Genomic DNA, 16,420 nt, shown 5'->3' with positions numbered 1-16,420 from the left:
GGCCGTACCGGTTCGGGGTGGCTTGCCACCGGAAAGCGCTGCCGCAGGCGGTGAACCGCCGCGTCGTGCCGCGCGCCTGGCAGCCCTCGAGGCCGAGTCCCGGTAACCGACCGGCTCTCGTTCGTCGCAGGGCCACCCCTTGAATCGCCCAGAGGCCCGCAGCATGTTCGACCGCACCCAATCCACCGTCGCCAAAGTCGACCCCGAACTCTGGGTCGCGATCCAGAACGAGAACCGCCGCCAGGAAGAGCACATCGAGTTGATCGCGTCGGAGAACTACACCAGCCCCGCCGTGCTGGAGGCGCAGGGTACGCAGCTCACCAACAAGTACGCGGAGGGCTACCCCGGCAAGCGTTACTACGGCGGCTGCGAGTACGTCGACGTGGTCGAGCAACTGGCCATCGACCGCCTCAAGCAACTGTTCGGCGCCAACTTCGCCAACGTCCAGCCCAACTCGGGATCGCAAGCCAACCAAGGCGTGTTCCTCGCGCTGCTGCAGCCGGGCGACACCATCATGGGCATGAGCCTGGCCGAAGGCGGTCACCTGACGCACGGCATGGCGCTCAACATGAGCGGCAAGTGGTTCAAGGTGGTGAGCTACGGCCTGAACGCCAAGGAAGAGATCGACTACGACGCGATGGAGCGGCTGGCCCACGAGCACAAGCCCAAGCTCATCATCGCCGGCGCCTCGGCCTATTCGCTGCGCATCGACTGGGAGCGCTTCGCCAAGGTGGCCAAGGCCATCGGCGCGTATTTCATGGTCGACATGGCGCACTACGCGGGGCTCATCGCCGCCGGCGTGTATCCGAACCCCGTGCCGCATGCCGACGTGGTGACCTCGACCACCCACAAGAGCCTGCGCGGCCCGCGCGGCGGCATCATCGTGATGAACGACGAGGCCATCGCCAAGAAGATCAACAGCGCCGTCTTCCCCGGTCTGCAGGGCGGCCCGCTGATGCACGTGATCGCCGGCAAGGCGGTCGCCTTCAAGGAAGCACTCTCGCCCGAGTTCAAGGCCTACCAGCAGCAGGTGGTGAAGAACGCCGACGCGCTGGCCCGCACCCTGGTCGAGCGCGGCCTGCGCATCGTGAGCGGCCGCACCGAAAGCCACCTGATGCTGGTCGATCTGCAGCCCAAGGGCCTGACGGGCAAGGAAGCCGAAGCCTTCCTGGGTGCTGCCCACATGACCTGCAACAAGAACGGCATCCCGAACGATCCGCAAAAGCCGATGATCACCAGCGGCATCCGTCTGGGCTCGCCCGCCATGACGACGCGCGGCTTCAAGGAGGCACAGGCCGTGCAGACCGCCCACCTGATTGCCGACGTGCTCGACAAACCGCGCGACGAAGCCAATCTGGCCGCGGTGCGCGAGAAGGTCGCGGCGCTCACTCGCGAGTTCCCGGTTTACAAGTGACCCTCACGCTTGCCGCTCTGCAGCGCCGCTCCCCCGGCAGGGGGTGCGCAACGGCCCCCTGGGGGCAACCCCGCTGCAGCCGGGGCGGCTGAGCCGGCATGCGCTGCCCCTTCTGCAACCACGAGGACACCCAGGTCGCCGAGACCCGGGAGTCCGACGAAGGCGACGTGATCCGTCGCCGGCGCCGCTGCCCGTCGTGCGACAAGCGCTTCACCACCTACGAGCGTGCCGAACTGGCGATGCCGGCGGTGGTCAAGAAGGACGGCAGCCGCAGCGAGTTCGATCGCAGCAAGATCAAGGCTTCGATGATGCTGGCGCTGCGCAAGCGGCCGGTGAGCATCGACCAGGTCGATGCGGCGCTGGCGCGGCTCGAAGAGAAGCTGCTCGTCGCTGGGGTCAACGAGGTGCCTTCCGCGCGCATCGGCGAACTGGTGATGCGCGAGCTGAAGAAGCTCGACAAGGTCGCCTACGTGCGCTTCGCATCGGTCTATCGCAGCTTCGAGGGCGTCGACGAGTTCAGTAGGCTGATCAAGGACATCTGAGCGCGGCCGCAGCGGCCCGGTCGCGATTCAATCGCTCCTCAGAGGGCCCCTGCCGGGGCGAAGCGCTGCAGGCCGGGTCGGCCTAAATTTCCTGCATCCCATCAAGACGCAGGAAGAGGCTCTCGGTGAACAACGCAGCGCAACGCGGTCTCACACTGATCGAAGCCAGCATCGTCCTGGCCATCGCGGCGATCGTGGCGACCAGCGCGGTCGCCGGCTTCGGCGATACGCGCCAGAGCCTCCGGATCAAGGGCGTGGCGGCCGAACTGGCCAGCGACCTGCAGTTCGTGCGCAGCGAAGCCGTCGCCCGCAACCAGCGCCTGCAGTTCAGCTTCAGCACGCTGCCCACCGGCGCGAGCTGCTACGTCATTCATACCGGGCCGGAATCGGCTTGCACCTGTGCCGCTGACGGCGCGGCGGAGTGCGTGGGCGCCGCCGAGCCGATCAAGGCGGTACAGGCGCCGACGGGTATCGGTGTGACCGTCAACGGCAAATCCTCCGCCGCGATGGGCTACGACCCGGTGAGGGGCACCACTTCGCCCGCGGCGACCATCAATATCGCTTCTGCGGAAGGCATCCGCGTGCGCCATGTCGTCAACATCCTCGGTCGCGTGCGAACCTGCGTGCCTGCCGGCGGCCTGTCAGGCTACCGGCCGTGCTGAGCAGTCCCAGCCACGATGGCGGCGGCGATGGGCGGCCTACGGCAGCGGACCGGCGGCGCGGCTCATCGATGTGGGGTCAAGCGCCGTGCCGATAATCGCCCGATGCACAAGCACGGTGTTCACGGCCTGACGCGCCGACCCGGCGCGCTGCAAGGCAGCCCTCGCGCTGATGTCGCCGGCTTCACGCTGATTGAGTTGATGCTCGTGGTGACCGTCATCGGCGTGCTCGCCGCGATCGCCTATCCGAGCTACATGGACCAGGCACGCCGGGGCCGGCGCGCCGACGCCATCGTGGCGATGACCCAGGTCCAGCAGGCACAGGAGCGCTGGCGGGGCAGCAACAGCAGCTATGCAACCTCCCTGACGGCGACCCCGACCGACACGCCGCCGGGCCTCGGGCTCCCGGGAGAAAGCCCGCGCGGCTACTACGGCCTGAACGTCTCGGGCGTCTCGGGCACCGGCTACACGCTGACCGCCACCGCCGCGGCCGGCAAGGGCCAGAGCGGCGACACCGGCTGCACCGTGCTGACGATCGCCGTGGCCGCCGGCGTCGGCACCCATACACCGGTGGAATGCTGGAGCCGATGATGAATCGCGCCGCAGGCGGTTTCACGGTCATCGAACTCATGGCGGTGGTGCTCATCACGGCCGTGCTGCTCACGCTGGCGGTACCGGCCTTCCTGGACCTGCTGGCGCGGCGGCGGCTCGAAGGCGCGGCGAACGAACTGAGCACCGACCTGCACTACGCGCGTTCCGAAGCCGTGAGCCGGCAGCTCGATGTGGCGCTGACCACGCAGGCCGGCGGCAACGGCTACACGATCACCGTGACGAGTCTGCCGACATCCACCCTGATCAAGCGCGTCGCGCTGCCCGCCGAACTGACGGTCACCGGCGGCGTGAGCCTCACCTACACCGGCCTGCGCGGCATCCCGCTCGAAACCAGCGGCGGTGACGAATCGATCACTGTCACCAGCAGCCGCACCGCCGCCCAACTGCAGGTCGACAACAACTTCATGGGTCGCGTGCGGCTGTGCTCGCCCGACGGCAGCTTCAAGGGCTACGCACCATGTTGAGAGCCCCGTCGAACAGTCGTCTCGCGAAGCAGGGCTTCCGGCAGCAGCGCGGCCTCTCGCTGGTCGAGCTGCTGGTCGGCGCTGCACTCGGACTGTTTCTGGTCGGCGGGGCGATCAGCCTGTTCGTCGGCAACCTCGACAGCAGCCGGCGATTGCTCATCGAGGCCCGTGTGAACCAGGATCTGCGCACGGCGGCCGACCTGATCGCCCGCGACCTGCGCCGCGCGGGCTACTGGGCCGAGGCGATCAAGGGCGTCGCCGCGGCGCCGATGCCGAATCCACACAAGGCGATCGCAGGCACTTACGGCGTCGCCGATTCGGAGATCACCTACTCCTTCGCGCGCAACGGCAACAGCTCCGTCGAAAACAACGAGCAGTTCGGCTTTAAGCTTTACAGAGGCGCGATCCGGATGCGCACAGACGGCACCCAATGGCAGTCGATCACCGACCCCGACGTGATCACCGTCACCGCGCTCGAAATCACCGCGAGCGAAACACCGGTCGCGCTGGGCGATGCCTGCGCGAAGGTTTGCCCACCGCCGACCGGCGCGACCTACACCTGCCCCGATCCGCCCACCCTCATCCTTCGCCGCTACGACATCCTGCTGCAAGCCAACGCCGCCGGCCCGGGCAATGCCGCGATCACGCGCCAGTTGCGCGAGAGCGTGCGCGTGCGCAACGACCAATTCGCGGGCGAGTGCCCCGTCTGACAGAAAAGCCGCATGCGCCGCGCACGACTCCAACGAGGCATCGGCACGCTGGCCATTTCCATGCTGCTGCTGGTCGGCGCCTCGATCGTCCTCTTCTACCTGAACCGCAGCCTGATCTTCGAGCAGCGCTCCTCTGCCAATCAGCTGCGTTCGACCACGGCGCTCGAAGTCGCCGAGGCCGGGCTGGAATGGGCCACCGGCATGCTGAACCGGCCGCACAAGATGCAGGACGACTGCACGCCCGACCTGAGCCCATCCACCGCGCCGACGTTCCGCAGCAAGTACGTGCCGCCGGCCCCCACGCTGCCCGGCTTGCTACCGGCCGAGAACGTCTTTCCCGGCTGCACCCTCAACGGCACTGCATTGAGTTGCCATTGTCCCAACGTGCCCGCCAGCGGCGAGGCGCCGGCGGCATTGGGCGCGGCGATGTGGCCGGGATTCACGGTGCGGTTCACCCCGGGGGGCGATGAGGACAGCGTGCGCATCACCTCCACCGGTTGCAGCGCCCTCGCCGGCGCCTGCACGGATCTCACCGCCGGCTCCGCGGATGCGACGGCGACCGTGTCCGGCACCGTCAAGCTGAGCCCGCTGATCCGCTCGGTGCCGGCCTCCGCACTCACCTGCGGCGCCAACTGCAACATCGGCACGGTCACGGTCGAGAACCTGGACGTCGCCACCAACGGCATCACCATCGACGCGGCCGGGCCGGTCACCTTCACCGCTGACCATGTCGCCACCATTGCCGGCCTGCCGCCCGAGAACTCGGTGCTCGCCGACGATGCGGCGCTTGCGAAGATCGCAGCGGCCGATCCGCTGTGCACGGGCGGCGCTCTCTTCCGAGCCTACTTCGGCTCGACGCTTGCGGCTTATGTCAATGCGCCGACGACGAAGGCGATCGAGTGTTCCTCGACTTCCTGTCCCGAAGTCGCCAACGCCTACGGCGAAGGCTGGCGTTCGTTTTTTCTGCGGGGCGCAGGAGGGCAGCTGAGTACCGGCACGCTGGGCAGTCCCGCCGATCCCGTCACACTGGTCTCGCACGGCGCAATCACTCTCAGTGGAAGCGCGCTGGTGCACGGGCTCGTGTTCGCGAACGCCGCCACGCTGGACGCCGGAACGCCCGCGGTGCAGGGCGCCCTGCTCGCGTGCGCCGCTTTCACCGGCACGGGGACGGGCCGGATCACGTATGACCCCATTGCACTTCGCAACGTGCAGCGCGCGTCGGCCGTGATGGTGCGGGTGCCGGGCACCTGGCGCGACTTTCCCCGACCGAGCTAGCCGTGAGACCGGACAGGCCTGCCATGAGCCCTCGCGTCTCGCCGAAGGAACGCGGCTTCACGCTGATCGAGGCAATGATCGCCCTGTTGATCATCGCCTTCGGCCTGCTTGCTCTTGCCGGCATGCAGATCATGCTGTCGCGCAACGCCGACGTTGCCAAGCAGCGCACCGAGGCGATGCGCCTGGCGCAAGAGCGCATGGAAGTGATGCGCTCGTACACCGGCATCGCTTCCGACCCCGCAGTGCCGCTGGCTTGGCAGGACCTGGACACGGTCTCCAACGACCCCGCCAACCCGATCGCCTCCACCTACTCCAACACCCTCTTCAGCCGTAGCTGGATCGTCGAGGGCTTGCCGCAAGACGCCCTGCGGCCGGTCAGCGTGACGGTCGCCTGGGTGGACCGCGCCGGCGAGCCGCAGTCGGTCACGCTCACCTCGGTGATCTCCAACACCGACCCGGTGCGGGTCGGCGCGCTCGGCGTGGCAGTGCCGGCCGACGGCAATGTCCGGCAACCGAAGAACCGCAACATCAACATTCCGGTGGCCGCAATCGAACTCGATGAAGGTAAGAAGAGCGTCTATCAGTTCAAGCCGGACCTGGCGATGGTGTTCAACAACACGACCGGGCTGGTGGTCGAGCGCTGCAACACCCTGGTGACCGACGCCGCGTACTCGGGCGGCACGGCCGTTTGCTTCCCGTTCACGGCCGTCATCGTTTCTGGCTTCGTCACCGGTGCTGTGATGCCGACCGGCATTCCGCCTGCGGGGTCCCTGCCGACATTGCCGACCGGCATCAACACCAGCGAGGTGGTCGATGAGGACGCGAGCGGCGGCAAGCTGATCTCCTGCGCCTATTCGATTGCCAAGGACCAGAACACCGGCAACAACCTTGCCGACGTCCATTACTACCTGTGCGTGATTCCGATCACCACCACCAGCGGCTGGTCGGGCCGACTGCTTCTCGGCGGCATTCCGACGACGGCGAACCACAAGGTCTGCCGCATTCAATTCGAGCGCAGCGATCTGCTCAACGACAACCAGCGCAACGATCAGCTCTATAGCAACGTCGAGACTTCGCTGGACAACCAGAACTACTTCATCGACAGCAGCCCTGGTGAGACCTGCACGCCGCCGACGCCGCCGTTCGGCGGCACGCTGGTCGTGCACCAAGACTGCCGCTCCTCCGCTGCCACGCCGGCCGACTGCCCCGCTTCCGCGGACAATACGCCGCTGCAATAGCGGCCCTCATCTTGTTCCACGCCCCCCTGCAGCTCGCCCTGGCCCTCGCCAAAGCCGCCATCGGCCGCTGCGACCCCAACCCCCGCGTCGGCTGCGTGATCGTCGCTCCCGGCGGCGCGGTGCTCGGCAGTGGCTCGACGCAGCGCGCCGGCGCCTCGCATGCCGAGGTCGAGGCGCTCGCCGACGCGGCCTCTCGTGGCGCCTCGGTGCGCGGCGCCACCGCCTGCGTGAGCCTGGAGCCTTGCTGCCACCACGGCCGCACGCCGCCGTGCTGCGACACGCTGATCGCCGCCGGCGTCGCCCACGTGGTGATTGCCGTGCAGGACCCCAACCCGCTCGTGGCCGGCCGCGGCATCGCCCTGCTGCGCTCGGCCGGTGTGGAGGTCACGGTGCTGGCCGAAGACGATCCGCTCGCCATTGCCTCTCGCGAACTCAACATCGGCTTCTTCTCGCGCATGACCCGCCGGCGCCCCTGGGTGCGCATGAAGATTGCCGCCTCGCTCGACGGCCGCACCGCGCTCGAGAACGGTGCCAGCCAGTGGATCACCGGCCCGGCGGCACGCACCGACGGGCACGCCTTTCGCAAGCGCGCTTCGGCCGTGCTCACCGGCATCGGGACGGTGCAGGACGATGACCCGCGTCTGGACGTGCGCCTGGTCCCCACCGAACGACAGCCGCTGCGAGTCGTCGTCGATTCGCGGCTGGAGATCGCCCCGCAAGCTCGCGTGCTCGAGCCTCCCGGGGAAGTTCTGATCTACACCGCCAAGGAACTCATCGGCGCCGCAGCGGACAAGCGTGCCGCCTTGAACGAACTCGGTGTTGCGGTCCATGTCTGCCCCGGCGACGGCGGCAAGGTCGACCTGGCCGCGCTGCTCGAAGATCTGGCGGCACGCGAAGTCAACGAACTGCACATCGAGGCGGGGCACAAACTCAACGGCTCATTCGTGCGGGCCGGGCTGGTGGACGAGTTCCTGATCTATCTGGCGCCCAGGCTTCTGGGCGCGGGCCGCGAGATGGCCCGTTTCGGCCCGCTGGCCTCGCTCGACGATGCGGTCGCGCTCGGTTTTCACAGCGTCGAGCGCGTTGGCGACGACTTGCGCATCATCGCCCGCCCGACAGGCCGCGCCGATTTCTGAGCGGGCGCTCGGCGCCGCATGGCTGAGACAATCGGCTCCATGTTCACCGGCATCATCAGCGGCCTGGGCCGCATCACCGAAGCGCACGCCCTTGGCGCCGATCCTTCGCACGGCCTGCGCCTGACCGTCGCCACGCCGCCCGGCTATCTCGACGACGTGCAGATCGGCGACAGCATCGCGATCAATGGCGCATGCATGACGGCCACCACGCTCGACGCCGCCGCCGGCCGATTCACGCTCGACATTTCTGCAGAAAGCCTGGACAAGACCTGCGGCCTCGACTCGTCCGGCCCCGTGAATCTGGAGAAGGCGCTGCGTGCGAGCGACCGCCTCGGTGGCCATATCGTCGCCGGGCACGTCGATGGCATCGGCACGGTGACGTACTTCGCCCCGGTCGGCGAATCGTGGGAGCTGCGCATCGAGGCGCCACGCGCGCTCGGCCGCTACCTGGCTTTGAAGGGCTCGGTCGCGGTCAATGGGGTGAGCCTGACGGTCAACCGCGTGAGCGATCACGACAACAGCACCGAGCTGGCCATCAACCTCATTCCGCACACGCTCGAGCACACGACGCTGGGCTCGCTCGAAGCCGGGGCGCGGGTCAATCTGGAAATCGACCTGATCGCCCGCTACGTCGAGCGCGCGATGACCGCTCGGTAGTCACGCCGGCCCCGCGCTGCAGGCGGCGCCGCGCGAGGCGCCACCTACAATCTCGCCATGCCGATTTCCCCCGTTCCCGAACTGCTCGCCGAGCTGGCCGCCGGCCGCATGGTGATCCTCGTCGACGAGGAAGATCGAGAGAACGAAGGCGACCTGGTGATGGCCGCCGAGCACGTCACACCGGCGGCGATCAACTTCATGGCCAAGCACGGCCGCGGCCTGATCTGCCTGACCCTGACACGCGAGCGCTGCGAGCGCCTGCAGCTGCCGCCGATGACCTCGCGCAACGGCACCCAGCACGGCACGGCCTTCACCGTCTCCATCGAAGCGGCCAGCGGCGTGACCACCGGCATTTCGGCTGCCGACCGCTCGCGCACCGTGCAAGCGGCGGTGGCGCGCGAAGCCCAGCCAGGCGACCTGGTGCAGCCCGGCCACGTCTTTCCGCTGCAGGCGCAAGACGGCGGCGTGCTCATGCGTGCCGGGCACACCGAAGCCGGCTGCGATCTCGCGCTGATGGCCGGCCTGACGCCGGCCGCGGTGATCTGCGAAATCATGAAGGACGACGGCACCATGGCGCGGCTGCCCGACCTGGAAGTCTTCGCCGAACAGCACGCCCTCAAGATCGGCAGCATCGCCGACCTGATCGAGTACCGCAGCCGCAACGAATCGTTGATCACGCGGGTGGCCGAACGCAAGCTCGTCACGCCCGAGGGGCCGTTCGACTGCATTGCCTTTCGCGACCGCTTCGGCGGGCTGCACCTGGCCCTGAGCGTCGGCCGCTGGAGCGCGCAGGACGAAGTGCTGGTGCGCGTGCACGAGCCGCTGTCGGTGCTGGATCTGCTGGACGCCGGCCGCTGCGGGCATTCTTGGCCGCTGCCGAAAGCGCTGGCCGCGCTGCGCACGGCGGAGCGCGGCGTCGCGGTGCTGCTCAACTGCGGCGAAACCGGCGAAGGGCTGCTGCAGCAGTTGACGCAGGACGGCGGCCATCCCGCAGCGGCAAGCGTGCAACGCGGCCAGATGGACCTGCGCACCTACGGCGTCGGCGCGCAGATCCTTCGCGAACTCGGCGTCGTGAAGATGCGGCTCCTCGGCAGCCCGCGCCGCATGCCGAGCATGGCAGGCTACGGGCTCGAGGTCACGCGCTTCGTGGCCCCCGAATGAAGCCGACGACGATCCCCATTTCCACACGAGGTCCAATGCAAGGCGCTGATCCCGGCAACACCATCTTCGGCGACACGATCGCCGAACTCGAAGGCGAGAGCCTGCGCATCGGCATCGTGCAGGCGCGTTTCAACGCCGCGATCACCGACCGGCTCGCCGGCGCCTGCCTGGCCGAGCTCGAAGGACTCGGCGTTGCGCAAAAGCACATCGAGCATGTGTCCGTGCCCGGCGCGCTGGAAGTGCCGATCGCGCTGCAGGCGATGGCGCGGCGCAACCAGTTCGACGCGCTGATCGCCCTGGGTTGCGTGGTGCGCGGCGAGACCTATCACTTCGAGCTCGTCAGCAACGAGAGCGCCGCAGGCGTGAGCCGGGTGTCGCTCGACCACCGCACGCCGGTCGTCAACAGCATCCTGACCGTCGAGACGGAAGACCAGGCCTGGGCCCGCGCCGACGAGAAGGGGCGCGACGCGGCCCGGGTCGCGGTCGAGATGGCCAATCTGATGGAAGCGCTGTCGTGACCGCAAACGAAGCCGAAGGCGTGGCGCCGGCTCCCCGCTCGCCGAACAAGCCCGCTGGCAAGCGGCCAGCACAAAAATCCTCGCGCCGCCGCTCGCGCGAGTTCGCGCTGCAGGGCCTGTACGAATGGCTGATACAGGGCAGCGACGCCGGCGTGATCGACGCCCACATGCGCGAGCAGGACGGTTTCAAGCAGGCCGATGCCAAGCATTTCGATGCGCTTCTGCATGGCTGCGTGCGCGAGGCGGTCGACCTCGACGCGGTGCTGGCCCGCCACGTCGATCGCAAGACCACCGAACTCTCGCCGATCGAGCACGGCGTGCTGATGATCGGGGCCTACGAACTCAAGCACTGCATCGACATTCCCTACCGTGTGGCGATCAACGAGGCGGTCGAACTCGCCAAGAGCTTTGGCGGCACCGACGGTCACAAGTACGTCAACGGGGTGCTCGACAAGGCGGCAGCCGAGCTGCGGGCCGTCGAGGTGCAGGCACGGCGGTGAGCGCCCTCACCCCAAGCCTCTCCCCGGAGGGGCGCGGGAGCAAGACGGCACAACGCACTCTCCCGCTCGCAGGGGCGAGGCGGCAATGCCGCACGACGCCCTCTCCCGCGTGCGGGAGAGGGCTGGGGGCGAGGCGGGGCTTTCGAGCCGCATGCGGCGAGCCCGCCGAGCGGCAGCGGCCTGCAAGCCGCTGCGCGCACCGCAGGTGAGGGTGCCCGCATGAACCGCATGTTCCGTCGCCCGCTCGCATGAAACTCGCCCGGCGCCTCGCCCACATCGAACCCTTCTACGTGATGGAGTGCGCCAAGGCGGCGACGCGCATCGCGGCCAGTGCGGTTTGCGACCCATCTCAGGGCGGCGAGCCGATGATCTTCCTCAACATCGGTGAGCCCGACTTCACTGCGCCGCCCGCGGTGCTCGAAGCGGCGCAGCGCTGCCTGGCCGCAGGCCGCACGCAGTACACGCAGGCCACGGGCCTCCCGGCACTGCGGGAAGCGCTCTCGCGCTGGTACGCCGAGCGCTTCGGCCTGGACATCGATGCCGAGCGCATCGTCGTCACCGCCGGCGCCTCCGCCGCGCTGCAGCTCGCCTGTCTGGCGCTGTTCGAATCCGGCGACGAAGTGTTGATGCCCGACCCGGGCTATCCGTGCAACCGCCATTTCGTCGCCGCAGCGGATGCCTTGCCGGTGCTGCTTCCCTGCGGCCCAGCGCAGCGCTTCCAGCCGAGTGCCGACGCGGTGCGGCGGGCCTGGGGCCCGCACACGCGCGGCGTGCTGCTGGCTTCGCCTTCCAACCCGACCGGTACCTCGATCGCCGCCGCCGAGATGGGCCGCATCGTGCAGGCGGTGCGTGAGCGCGGCGGTGTGACGCTGGTCGATGAGATCTACCTCGGTCTCAGCTACGACGAAGCCTTCGGCCACAGCGCCCTGAGCCATGGCGACGACGTGATCTCGATCAACAGCTTTTCCAAGTACTTCAGCATGACCGGCTGGCGGCTCGGCTGGCTGGTGCTGCCGCCAGCCCTGGTGGCGCCGGTCGAGCGGCTGGCGCAGAACCTCTTCATTTGCCCGTCGAGCGTGGCCCAGCATGCGGCTCTGGCCTGTTTCGAGCCGGAGTCGATCGCCGAGTACGAGTTGCGCCGCAGCGCGTTCAAGGCACGACGCGATTTTCTCGTGCCGGCGTTGGGCTCGCTCGGTCTGGACGTCCCCGTGATGCCCGACGGCGCCTTCTACGCCTGGGCCGATTGTTCAAGTCATGCCGAAAGCAGTTGGGACTTTGCCTTCGATCTGATGGAGCGTGCCCACGTCGCGCTGACGCCGGGGCGTGACTTCGGCCGCGAGGCCAGCGAGCGGTTCGTGCGGCTGTCGTACGCGAGCAGCTTGCCGCAGCTCGAGTCTGCGGTCGAACGGCTGCGGCGCGTGCTGGCGTGACGACGTGGCCACAAGCACCGGTCCGCATGAAGGCATCAGCAAAAGAGTCGTCAGGGACGCCGTCACTAAAAGCGCGACAAGCGCCGTGCCCAGCGCCGCGTCAGGCCCTGTGGCAAGCCCCGTGACAGGCGGTTACGACCGCGCCGTTGCCGGCGTGACGCACTGCGCCCGGGCGGCGTTGGTCATCGTCTAAGCTCGCCCGCGTGGAAAACGTCCCTTCCTCCCTCAGCAAGGCGGCCGCCACGGAGCCGCCGGACGGCGACCACGCCGACACGGTGCTGCTTGAGGACCTGCCGGCGCATGGCGGCTCGTCCGCGATGCCGACCATCGGCCAGATCGGCCGCTACGCGCTCAAGTACCGCATCGGCGCCGGCGGCCTGGGCACGGTGTATGCGGCCGACGATCCGCTGCTCTCGCGCCGGGTTGCCATCAAGACGCTCAATCTCATGCCCGCCGGCAGCAGCACCCCGCTGGAAACCGCCGGGCGCGAACCCTTCAACGAAATGTTCCTGCACGAGGCGCGCGCCTCGGCACAGCTCAGCCATCCGCACATCGTCACCGTGTTCGATGCCGGTATCAGCCCGCAGGGGGCCTACATCACGATGGAGCTGCTCAAGGGCAAGGACCTGCGCGAGCTTCTCGCCGAGGGCTGGCGGCCCAGCGCCGGCCAGGCTGCGCTGATCATCCGCCGCGCCGCCGATGCGCTGGCGTACGCGCACAGCAAGGGCGTGGTGCACCGTGACGTGAAGCCGGCCAACATCTTCATGGTCGGCCGCACCCAGCCCAAGGTGCTCGACTTCGGCATCGCCAGCATCGCGCATGCGGCCGACAGCGGCGCGGCCGGCGGCTCGCCGCACTACATGGCGCCCGAGCAGATGAGGAGCGAGGCGACCGACCGGCGCACCGACGTGTTCTCGCTCGGCGTGGTGCTCTACGAACTGCTGTGCGGCCGGCGCGCCTTCGACGGCGACTCGCTCGAGGCCATCACCCGAGCGGTGCGCGAGCACCAGCCGCCTGCGGCGCGCACGGTCGCACCGGCCGTGCCGCAGGCGCTGTCGGACATCGCCGCGCGCGCCATGTCCAAGCGTCCCGAAGACCGCCAGCGATCCGCGCGCGTGCTCGCCCGCGAACTGCACGAATGGCTGCAGGCCACGCCCGAGGTGCTGCACTCGGACGAGGACGACGGCCTGCCGGTGGCGCGTGGCCGCACCCGGGCCGGCCTGCTCGCTGCGGCGCTGTGCGGCGCCGCGCTCGTCGGTGTGGGCCTCTGGTACGCAATGGCCGCGCCGCCGGACCGCCCGGGCCTGGCGGCCGGCAAATCGACGTCACCCCCTGGCAGTGGGCCGGCCCGCTCGACGGCGATGTCGGCAAAGCCGGCAACGGCGCTCACCCCGCCGGCCGAGGAGATCGAGTCCGCACCCGCCGCGCCCGCCGCCCTTGCAAATGCAACCGCGGCCGATGGCCTGGCCGCGTCGGCCACTGCAAGCACTGCCGCGACGAACGAGCCGGCCGAAGGCCTTGCAGCGGCCGGCACCACGGTGCAGCCCACTGCCACGCCGGCAGAGGGCGCCGCAACCGGCATCCTTCAGCTTGCCGTCAGCCCCTGGGCCGAGGTCGAAATCGATGGCCGCGTGGTCGGCATCACGCCCCCGCTGCGCCAGTTGTCGCTGACACCCGGGCGCCACACCGTGAGGCTGCGCAACGGCGCCTTCGCCCCGCATGTGAGAACCATCGAGGTCGGAGGCGACGAGACCGCGACAATCCGGCACCGTTTCGGACCTTGAGCATGACCGCCCGTTTGCAACGCCCGCTCGCCACCGCTTTGCTGCTGATGCTGGCCGCCTGTGCCCACCTGCAGCCGCCGGCGCCTGTGCCGCAACCCCCACCCACACAAGCCGTGAATGCCGCACCGGAGCCAGCACCCCCGCCTGCCCCCGAGCCCGCACCACCGCCCGCGCCGCCCAGCATCGTGCAACTGGCCTCGCAACCGGCCGAGCAAGCGCTGCTCGCCGGTCTGCGCGCCTACGATAACGGCCAGTACAAGCTGGCCGAGCGCCATCTGGGCAGGGCCCTGAAGGCGGGCCTGCAATCGCCGCAGGACCGCGCCGCGGCCAACAAGACGCTGGCCTTCGTCTACTGCACCAGCAAGCGCCGCAAGCTGTGCGAAGCGGCGTTTCGCGCCGCGCGCAGTGCCGAACCGGGTTTCGCCCTGAACAAGGCCGAGGCGGGCCACCCGACCTGGGGCCCCGTCTATCGCCGCCTCGGCCCGCCGGCCACCGACACGCGCTGAGCCTTTGCCGACCTCCGATTTCCGCTTTGCACTGCGCGTGTACTGGGAAGACACCGACGCCGCCGGCGTGGTGTTCTATGCCAACTACTTGAAGTTCTTCGAGCGCGCGCGCACCGAATGGCTGCGCTCGCGCGGCGTCGAGCAAGAGGCGCTGCGCAGGACCGAGCGCACGGTGTTCGTCGTCAGCGAAACTACAGTGCGCTACCTGCAGCCGGCTCGTCTGGACGACTCGCTGGAGGTCAGCGTCGAAATCACAGAACAGGGCCGTGCCAGCATGGTCTTCGCGCAGGCGTGCCGGCGCGGCGCGACAGTGCTGGCCGAAGGCCGCATCCGCATCGGCTGCGTGGACAGCGGAACCTTCCGCCCACGCCGCATTCCGAACTTCCTTCTCGAACGGCTCGCATGAATCAAGCAGACATGTCCATTTTCCAGCTCGTGCTGCAGGCGAGCTTGGTCGTTCAACTCGTCATCGTGGGGCTGCTCGCGGTTTCATTAGCCAGCTGGACGGTGATCTTCGGCAAGATGTTCGGCCTCAAGCGGGTGCGCACGCTCAACGGCGAGTTCGAGCGCGAGTTCTGGGCCGGGCGCAACCTGCAGGACCTGTATGCCGACGCCGCCAAACGCGCCGAAGAGGGCGGGCCGATGAACCGCATCTTCGCCTCGGGCATGCGTGAATTCCTCAAGCTGCGCGAAAAGCGCGTGCTCGATGCCGGCGCGTTGCTCGACGGCGCACGCCGCGCCATGCGGGCAAGCTTCCAGCGCGAACTCGACGTGGTCGAGTCGCGGTTGTCCTTCCTTGCCTCGGTCGGTTCGGTCTCGCCTTACGTAGGGCTGTTCGGCACGGTGTGGGGAATCATGCATGCGTTCACTGGCCTGGCGAACCTGCAGCAGGTCACCCTGGCAAGCGTGGCGCCGGGTATCGCAGAGGCGCTGGTCGCCACCGCCATTGGCCTGTTCGCAGCCATCCCCGCCGTGCTGGCCTACAACAACTTCGCGCGCGACATTGACCGCATCGCCATCCAGATGGAAACCTTCATCGAGGAGTTCTCCAACATCCTCCAGCGCAACATCGGCCAGGCCGGCGCGCACTGAGGAGACACGCAATGGCTTCCCTCAACGCCCGCCACGGCACCCGCCGTCGCACCATCAACGAGATCAACATGGTGCCCTTCATCGACGTGATGCTGGTGCTGCTGATCATCTTCATGGTCAGTGCGCCGCTCATCACGACCGGCGTGGTCGATCTGCCCACGGTCGGCAAGGCCGCACGCCAACCCGATCGCGTGATCGAGGTGGTGGTCGGCATTGACGACGTGTTGCGACTTCGTGTGGACGGCAAGGAAGGCGCACGCACCACGCTGAAAGAGCTGGCCGCTCAGGTCGGCACGCTGCAGGGCGGCAGCGCCGATGCGCCGGTCATCATCGCGGCCGATCGCAACGTCAGGTACGAGCAGGTCGTCAAGGTGATGGACACGCTGCAGCGGGCCGGCGTGCAACGCGTTGGGTTGGCGGTCAAGGCGACCGGGACGTGAGGGACGCGGACCGAGACAAGCAGATGAGCCGCGCTCCCGTGACCGACGAACTGCGCCCGCGCGCGCCCGACAAGCTCTCGCGAGGTGCCCTGCTGGCGCTGATCGCCCATCTCGGGCTGATCGTGGCGCTTGGCATCGGCGTGAACTGGCGCAGTAGCGAGCCCGAGGGCGCCGAGGCCGAGCTGTGGGCCGCCGTGCCCAAGGCCGCTGCGCCGCGCGCTGCGGAGCCCGAGCCGGCTCCACCCCCACCGCCCCCGCCCCCACCGCCGCCCGAGCCGGCTC

General features: G+C 68.7%; 19 protein-coding genes and 1 pseudogene. All 20 read left to right on the top strand.

Annotated features, from left to right (window positions below; all coding sequences use genetic code 11):
• Positions 1–163: 163 nt before the first annotated feature.
• The gene (gene glyA / locus H0W40_RS10650) at positions 164–1,414 is read left to right on the top strand and encodes a serine hydroxymethyltransferase (protein WP_292445997.1); all 1,251 of its coding nucleotides are present in this window, start codon (positions 164–166) and stop codon (positions 1,412–1,414) included.
• Between the two features lie 98 nt (positions 1,415–1,512).
• A complete protein-coding gene (nrdR, locus tag H0W40_RS10645; protein ID WP_292445995.1) occupies positions 1,513–1,956 on the top strand; it encodes a transcriptional regulator NrdR in 444 nt (147 codons plus the stop codon).
• A 125-nt stretch (positions 1,957–2,081) separates the two neighbouring features.
• Positions 2,082–2,618, top strand: a complete 537-nt coding sequence (locus H0W40_RS10640) for a GspH/FimT family pseudopilin (protein ID WP_292445993.1) — start codon at positions 2,082–2,084, stop codon at positions 2,616–2,618.
• A gap of 102 nt (positions 2,619–2,720) precedes the next feature.
• Positions 2,721–3,206: a type IV pilin protein gene (locus tag H0W40_RS10635; RefSeq protein ID WP_292445991.1), complete on the top strand. Its 486-nt coding sequence runs from the start codon at positions 2,721–2,723 to the stop codon at positions 3,204–3,206.
• Entirely contained in the window at positions 3,206–3,691 is a 486-nt protein-coding gene (locus tag H0W40_RS10630) for a GspH/FimT family pseudopilin (RefSeq protein WP_292445989.1), read from the top strand. Before H0W40_RS10635 ends, H0W40_RS10630 begins: the two co-directional genes overlap by 1 nt.
• On the top strand, positions 3,649–4,401 hold the full coding sequence (locus H0W40_RS10625; RefSeq protein WP_292445987.1) for a PilW family protein: 753 nt from the start codon (positions 3,649–3,651) through the stop codon (positions 4,399–4,401). Before H0W40_RS10630 ends, H0W40_RS10625 begins: the two co-directional genes overlap by 43 nt.
• A 12-nt stretch (positions 4,402–4,413) precedes the next feature.
• Positions 4,414–5,676 (top strand): hypothetical protein, encoded by a 1,263-nt coding sequence (locus H0W40_RS10620; RefSeq protein WP_292445985.1) that lies wholly within the window; start codon positions 4,414–4,416, stop codon positions 5,674–5,676.
• A 23-nt stretch (positions 5,677–5,699) separates the two neighbouring features.
• Entirely contained in the window at positions 5,700–6,914 is a 1,215-nt protein-coding gene (locus H0W40_RS10615) for a prepilin-type N-terminal cleavage/methylation domain-containing protein (protein ID WP_292445983.1), read from the top strand.
• Positions 6,915–6,922: 8 nt separating this feature from the next.
• Positions 6,923–8,050, top strand: coding sequence for a bifunctional diaminohydroxyphosphoribosylaminopyrimidine deaminase/5-amino-6-(5-phosphoribosylamino)uracil reductase RibD (gene ribD / locus H0W40_RS10610; protein WP_292446028.1), 1,128 nt, complete (start codon positions 6,923–6,925; stop codon positions 8,048–8,050).
• A gap of 39 nt (positions 8,051–8,089) precedes the next feature.
• A complete protein-coding gene (locus H0W40_RS10605; protein ID WP_292446026.1) occupies positions 8,090–8,707 on the top strand; it encodes a riboflavin synthase in 618 nt (205 codons plus the stop codon).
• Between the two features lie 57 nt (positions 8,708–8,764).
• Positions 8,765–9,868 carry a bifunctional 3,4-dihydroxy-2-butanone-4-phosphate synthase/GTP cyclohydrolase II gene (ribBA, locus tag H0W40_RS10600; RefSeq protein ID WP_292445981.1) on the top strand — a complete coding sequence of 368 codons (1,104 nt, stop codon included), beginning with the start codon at positions 8,765–8,767 and terminating at the stop codon, positions 9,866–9,868.
• Positions 9,869–9,903: 35 nt separating this feature from the next.
• Positions 9,904–10,386: a 6,7-dimethyl-8-ribityllumazine synthase gene (gene ribH, locus H0W40_RS10595; protein WP_292445979.1), complete on the top strand. Its 483-nt coding sequence runs from the start codon at positions 9,904–9,906 to the stop codon at positions 10,384–10,386.
• A gap of 20 nt (positions 10,387–10,406) precedes the next feature.
• The gene (gene nusB, locus H0W40_RS10590) at positions 10,407–10,886 is read left to right on the top strand and encodes a transcription antitermination factor NusB (RefSeq protein ID WP_292446024.1); all 480 of its coding nucleotides are present in this window, start codon (positions 10,407–10,409) and stop codon (positions 10,884–10,886) included.
• A gap of 248 nt (positions 10,887–11,134) precedes the next feature.
• Positions 11,135–12,316: a pyridoxal phosphate-dependent aminotransferase gene (locus H0W40_RS10585; protein WP_292445977.1), complete on the top strand. Its 1,182-nt coding sequence runs from the start codon at positions 11,135–11,137 to the stop codon at positions 12,314–12,316.
• A gap of 203 nt (positions 12,317–12,519) precedes the next feature.
• Positions 12,520–14,100 (top strand): serine/threonine-protein kinase, encoded by a 1,581-nt coding sequence (locus H0W40_RS10580; RefSeq protein WP_292445975.1) that lies wholly within the window; start codon positions 12,520–12,522, stop codon positions 14,098–14,100.
• A 2-nt stretch (positions 14,101–14,102) separates the two neighbouring features.
• The gene (locus tag H0W40_RS10575) at positions 14,103–14,606 is read left to right on the top strand and encodes a TssQ family T6SS-associated lipoprotein (RefSeq protein WP_292445973.1); all 504 of its coding nucleotides are present in this window, start codon (positions 14,103–14,105) and stop codon (positions 14,604–14,606) included.
• Between the two features lie 4 nt (positions 14,607–14,610).
• Complete coding sequence (ybgC, locus tag H0W40_RS10570) at positions 14,611–15,012, top strand: tol-pal system-associated acyl-CoA thioesterase (protein ID WP_292445971.1); 402 nt, start codon at positions 14,611–14,613, stop codon at positions 15,010–15,012.
• On the top strand, positions 15,009–15,698 hold the full coding sequence (gene tolQ, locus H0W40_RS10565) for a protein TolQ (protein WP_292445970.1): 690 nt from the start codon (positions 15,009–15,011) through the stop codon (positions 15,696–15,698). The genes ybgC and tolQ overlap by 4 nt, the downstream gene beginning before the upstream one ends.
• A gap of 11 nt (positions 15,699–15,709) precedes the next feature.
• Complete coding sequence (locus H0W40_RS10560) at positions 15,710–16,138, top strand: ExbD/TolR family protein (RefSeq protein WP_292445968.1); 429 nt, start codon at positions 15,710–15,712, stop codon at positions 16,136–16,138.
• Between the two features lie 23 nt (positions 16,139–16,161).
• Positions 16,162–16,420, top strand: a pseudogene (locus tag H0W40_RS10555) (protein TolA); the annotation flags it as partial.

This window comes from Methylibium sp. (assembly GCF_013817345.1).
Taxonomy (GTDB): Bacteria; Pseudomonadota; Gammaproteobacteria; order Burkholderiales; family Burkholderiaceae_C; genus Methylibium.
This window is presented reverse-complemented; position numbering and strand designations above follow the sequence as displayed.

What these genes read in the sequence shown, in the direction of transcription:
- H0W40_RS10575 (WP_292445973.1), top strand. Translation starts at nt 14,103, where the DNA reads ATGACCGCCCGTTTGCAACGCCCGCTCGCCACCGCTTTGCTGCTGATG.
- H0W40_RS10635 (WP_292445991.1), top strand. Translation starts at nt 2,721, where the DNA reads ATGCACAAGCACGGTGTTCACGGCCTGACGCGCCGACCCGGCGCGCTG.
- H0W40_RS10560 (WP_292445968.1), top strand. Translation starts at nt 15,710, where the DNA reads ATGGCTTCCCTCAACGCCCGCCACGGCACCCGCCGTCGCACCATCAAC.
- H0W40_RS10605 (WP_292446026.1), top strand. Translation starts at nt 8,090, where the DNA reads ATGTTCACCGGCATCATCAGCGGCCTGGGCCGCATCACCGAAGCGCAC.
- ribH (WP_292445979.1), top strand. Translation starts at nt 9,904, where the DNA reads ATGCAAGGCGCTGATCCCGGCAACACCATCTTCGGCGACACGATCGCC.
- H0W40_RS10630 (WP_292445989.1), top strand. Translation starts at nt 3,206, where the DNA reads ATGAATCGCGCCGCAGGCGGTTTCACGGTCATCGAACTCATGGCGGTG.
- glyA (WP_292445997.1), top strand. Translation starts at nt 164, where the DNA reads ATGTTCGACCGCACCCAATCCACCGTCGCCAAAGTCGACCCCGAACTC.
- nrdR (WP_292445995.1), top strand. Translation starts at nt 1,513, where the DNA reads ATGCGCTGCCCCTTCTGCAACCACGAGGACACCCAGGTCGCCGAGACC.
- H0W40_RS10585 (WP_292445977.1), top strand. Translation starts at nt 11,135, where the DNA reads ATGAAACTCGCCCGGCGCCTCGCCCACATCGAACCCTTCTACGTGATG.
- ribBA (WP_292445981.1), top strand. Translation starts at nt 8,765, where the DNA reads ATGCCGATTTCCCCCGTTCCCGAACTGCTCGCCGAGCTGGCCGCCGGC.
- H0W40_RS10615 (WP_292445983.1), top strand. Translation starts at nt 5,700, where the DNA reads ATGAGCCCTCGCGTCTCGCCGAAGGAACGCGGCTTCACGCTGATCGAG.
- H0W40_RS10620 (WP_292445985.1), top strand. Translation starts at nt 4,414, where the DNA reads ATGCGCCGCGCACGACTCCAACGAGGCATCGGCACGCTGGCCATTTCC.
- tolQ (WP_292445970.1), top strand. Translation starts at nt 15,009, where the DNA reads ATGAATCAAGCAGACATGTCCATTTTCCAGCTCGTGCTGCAGGCGAGC.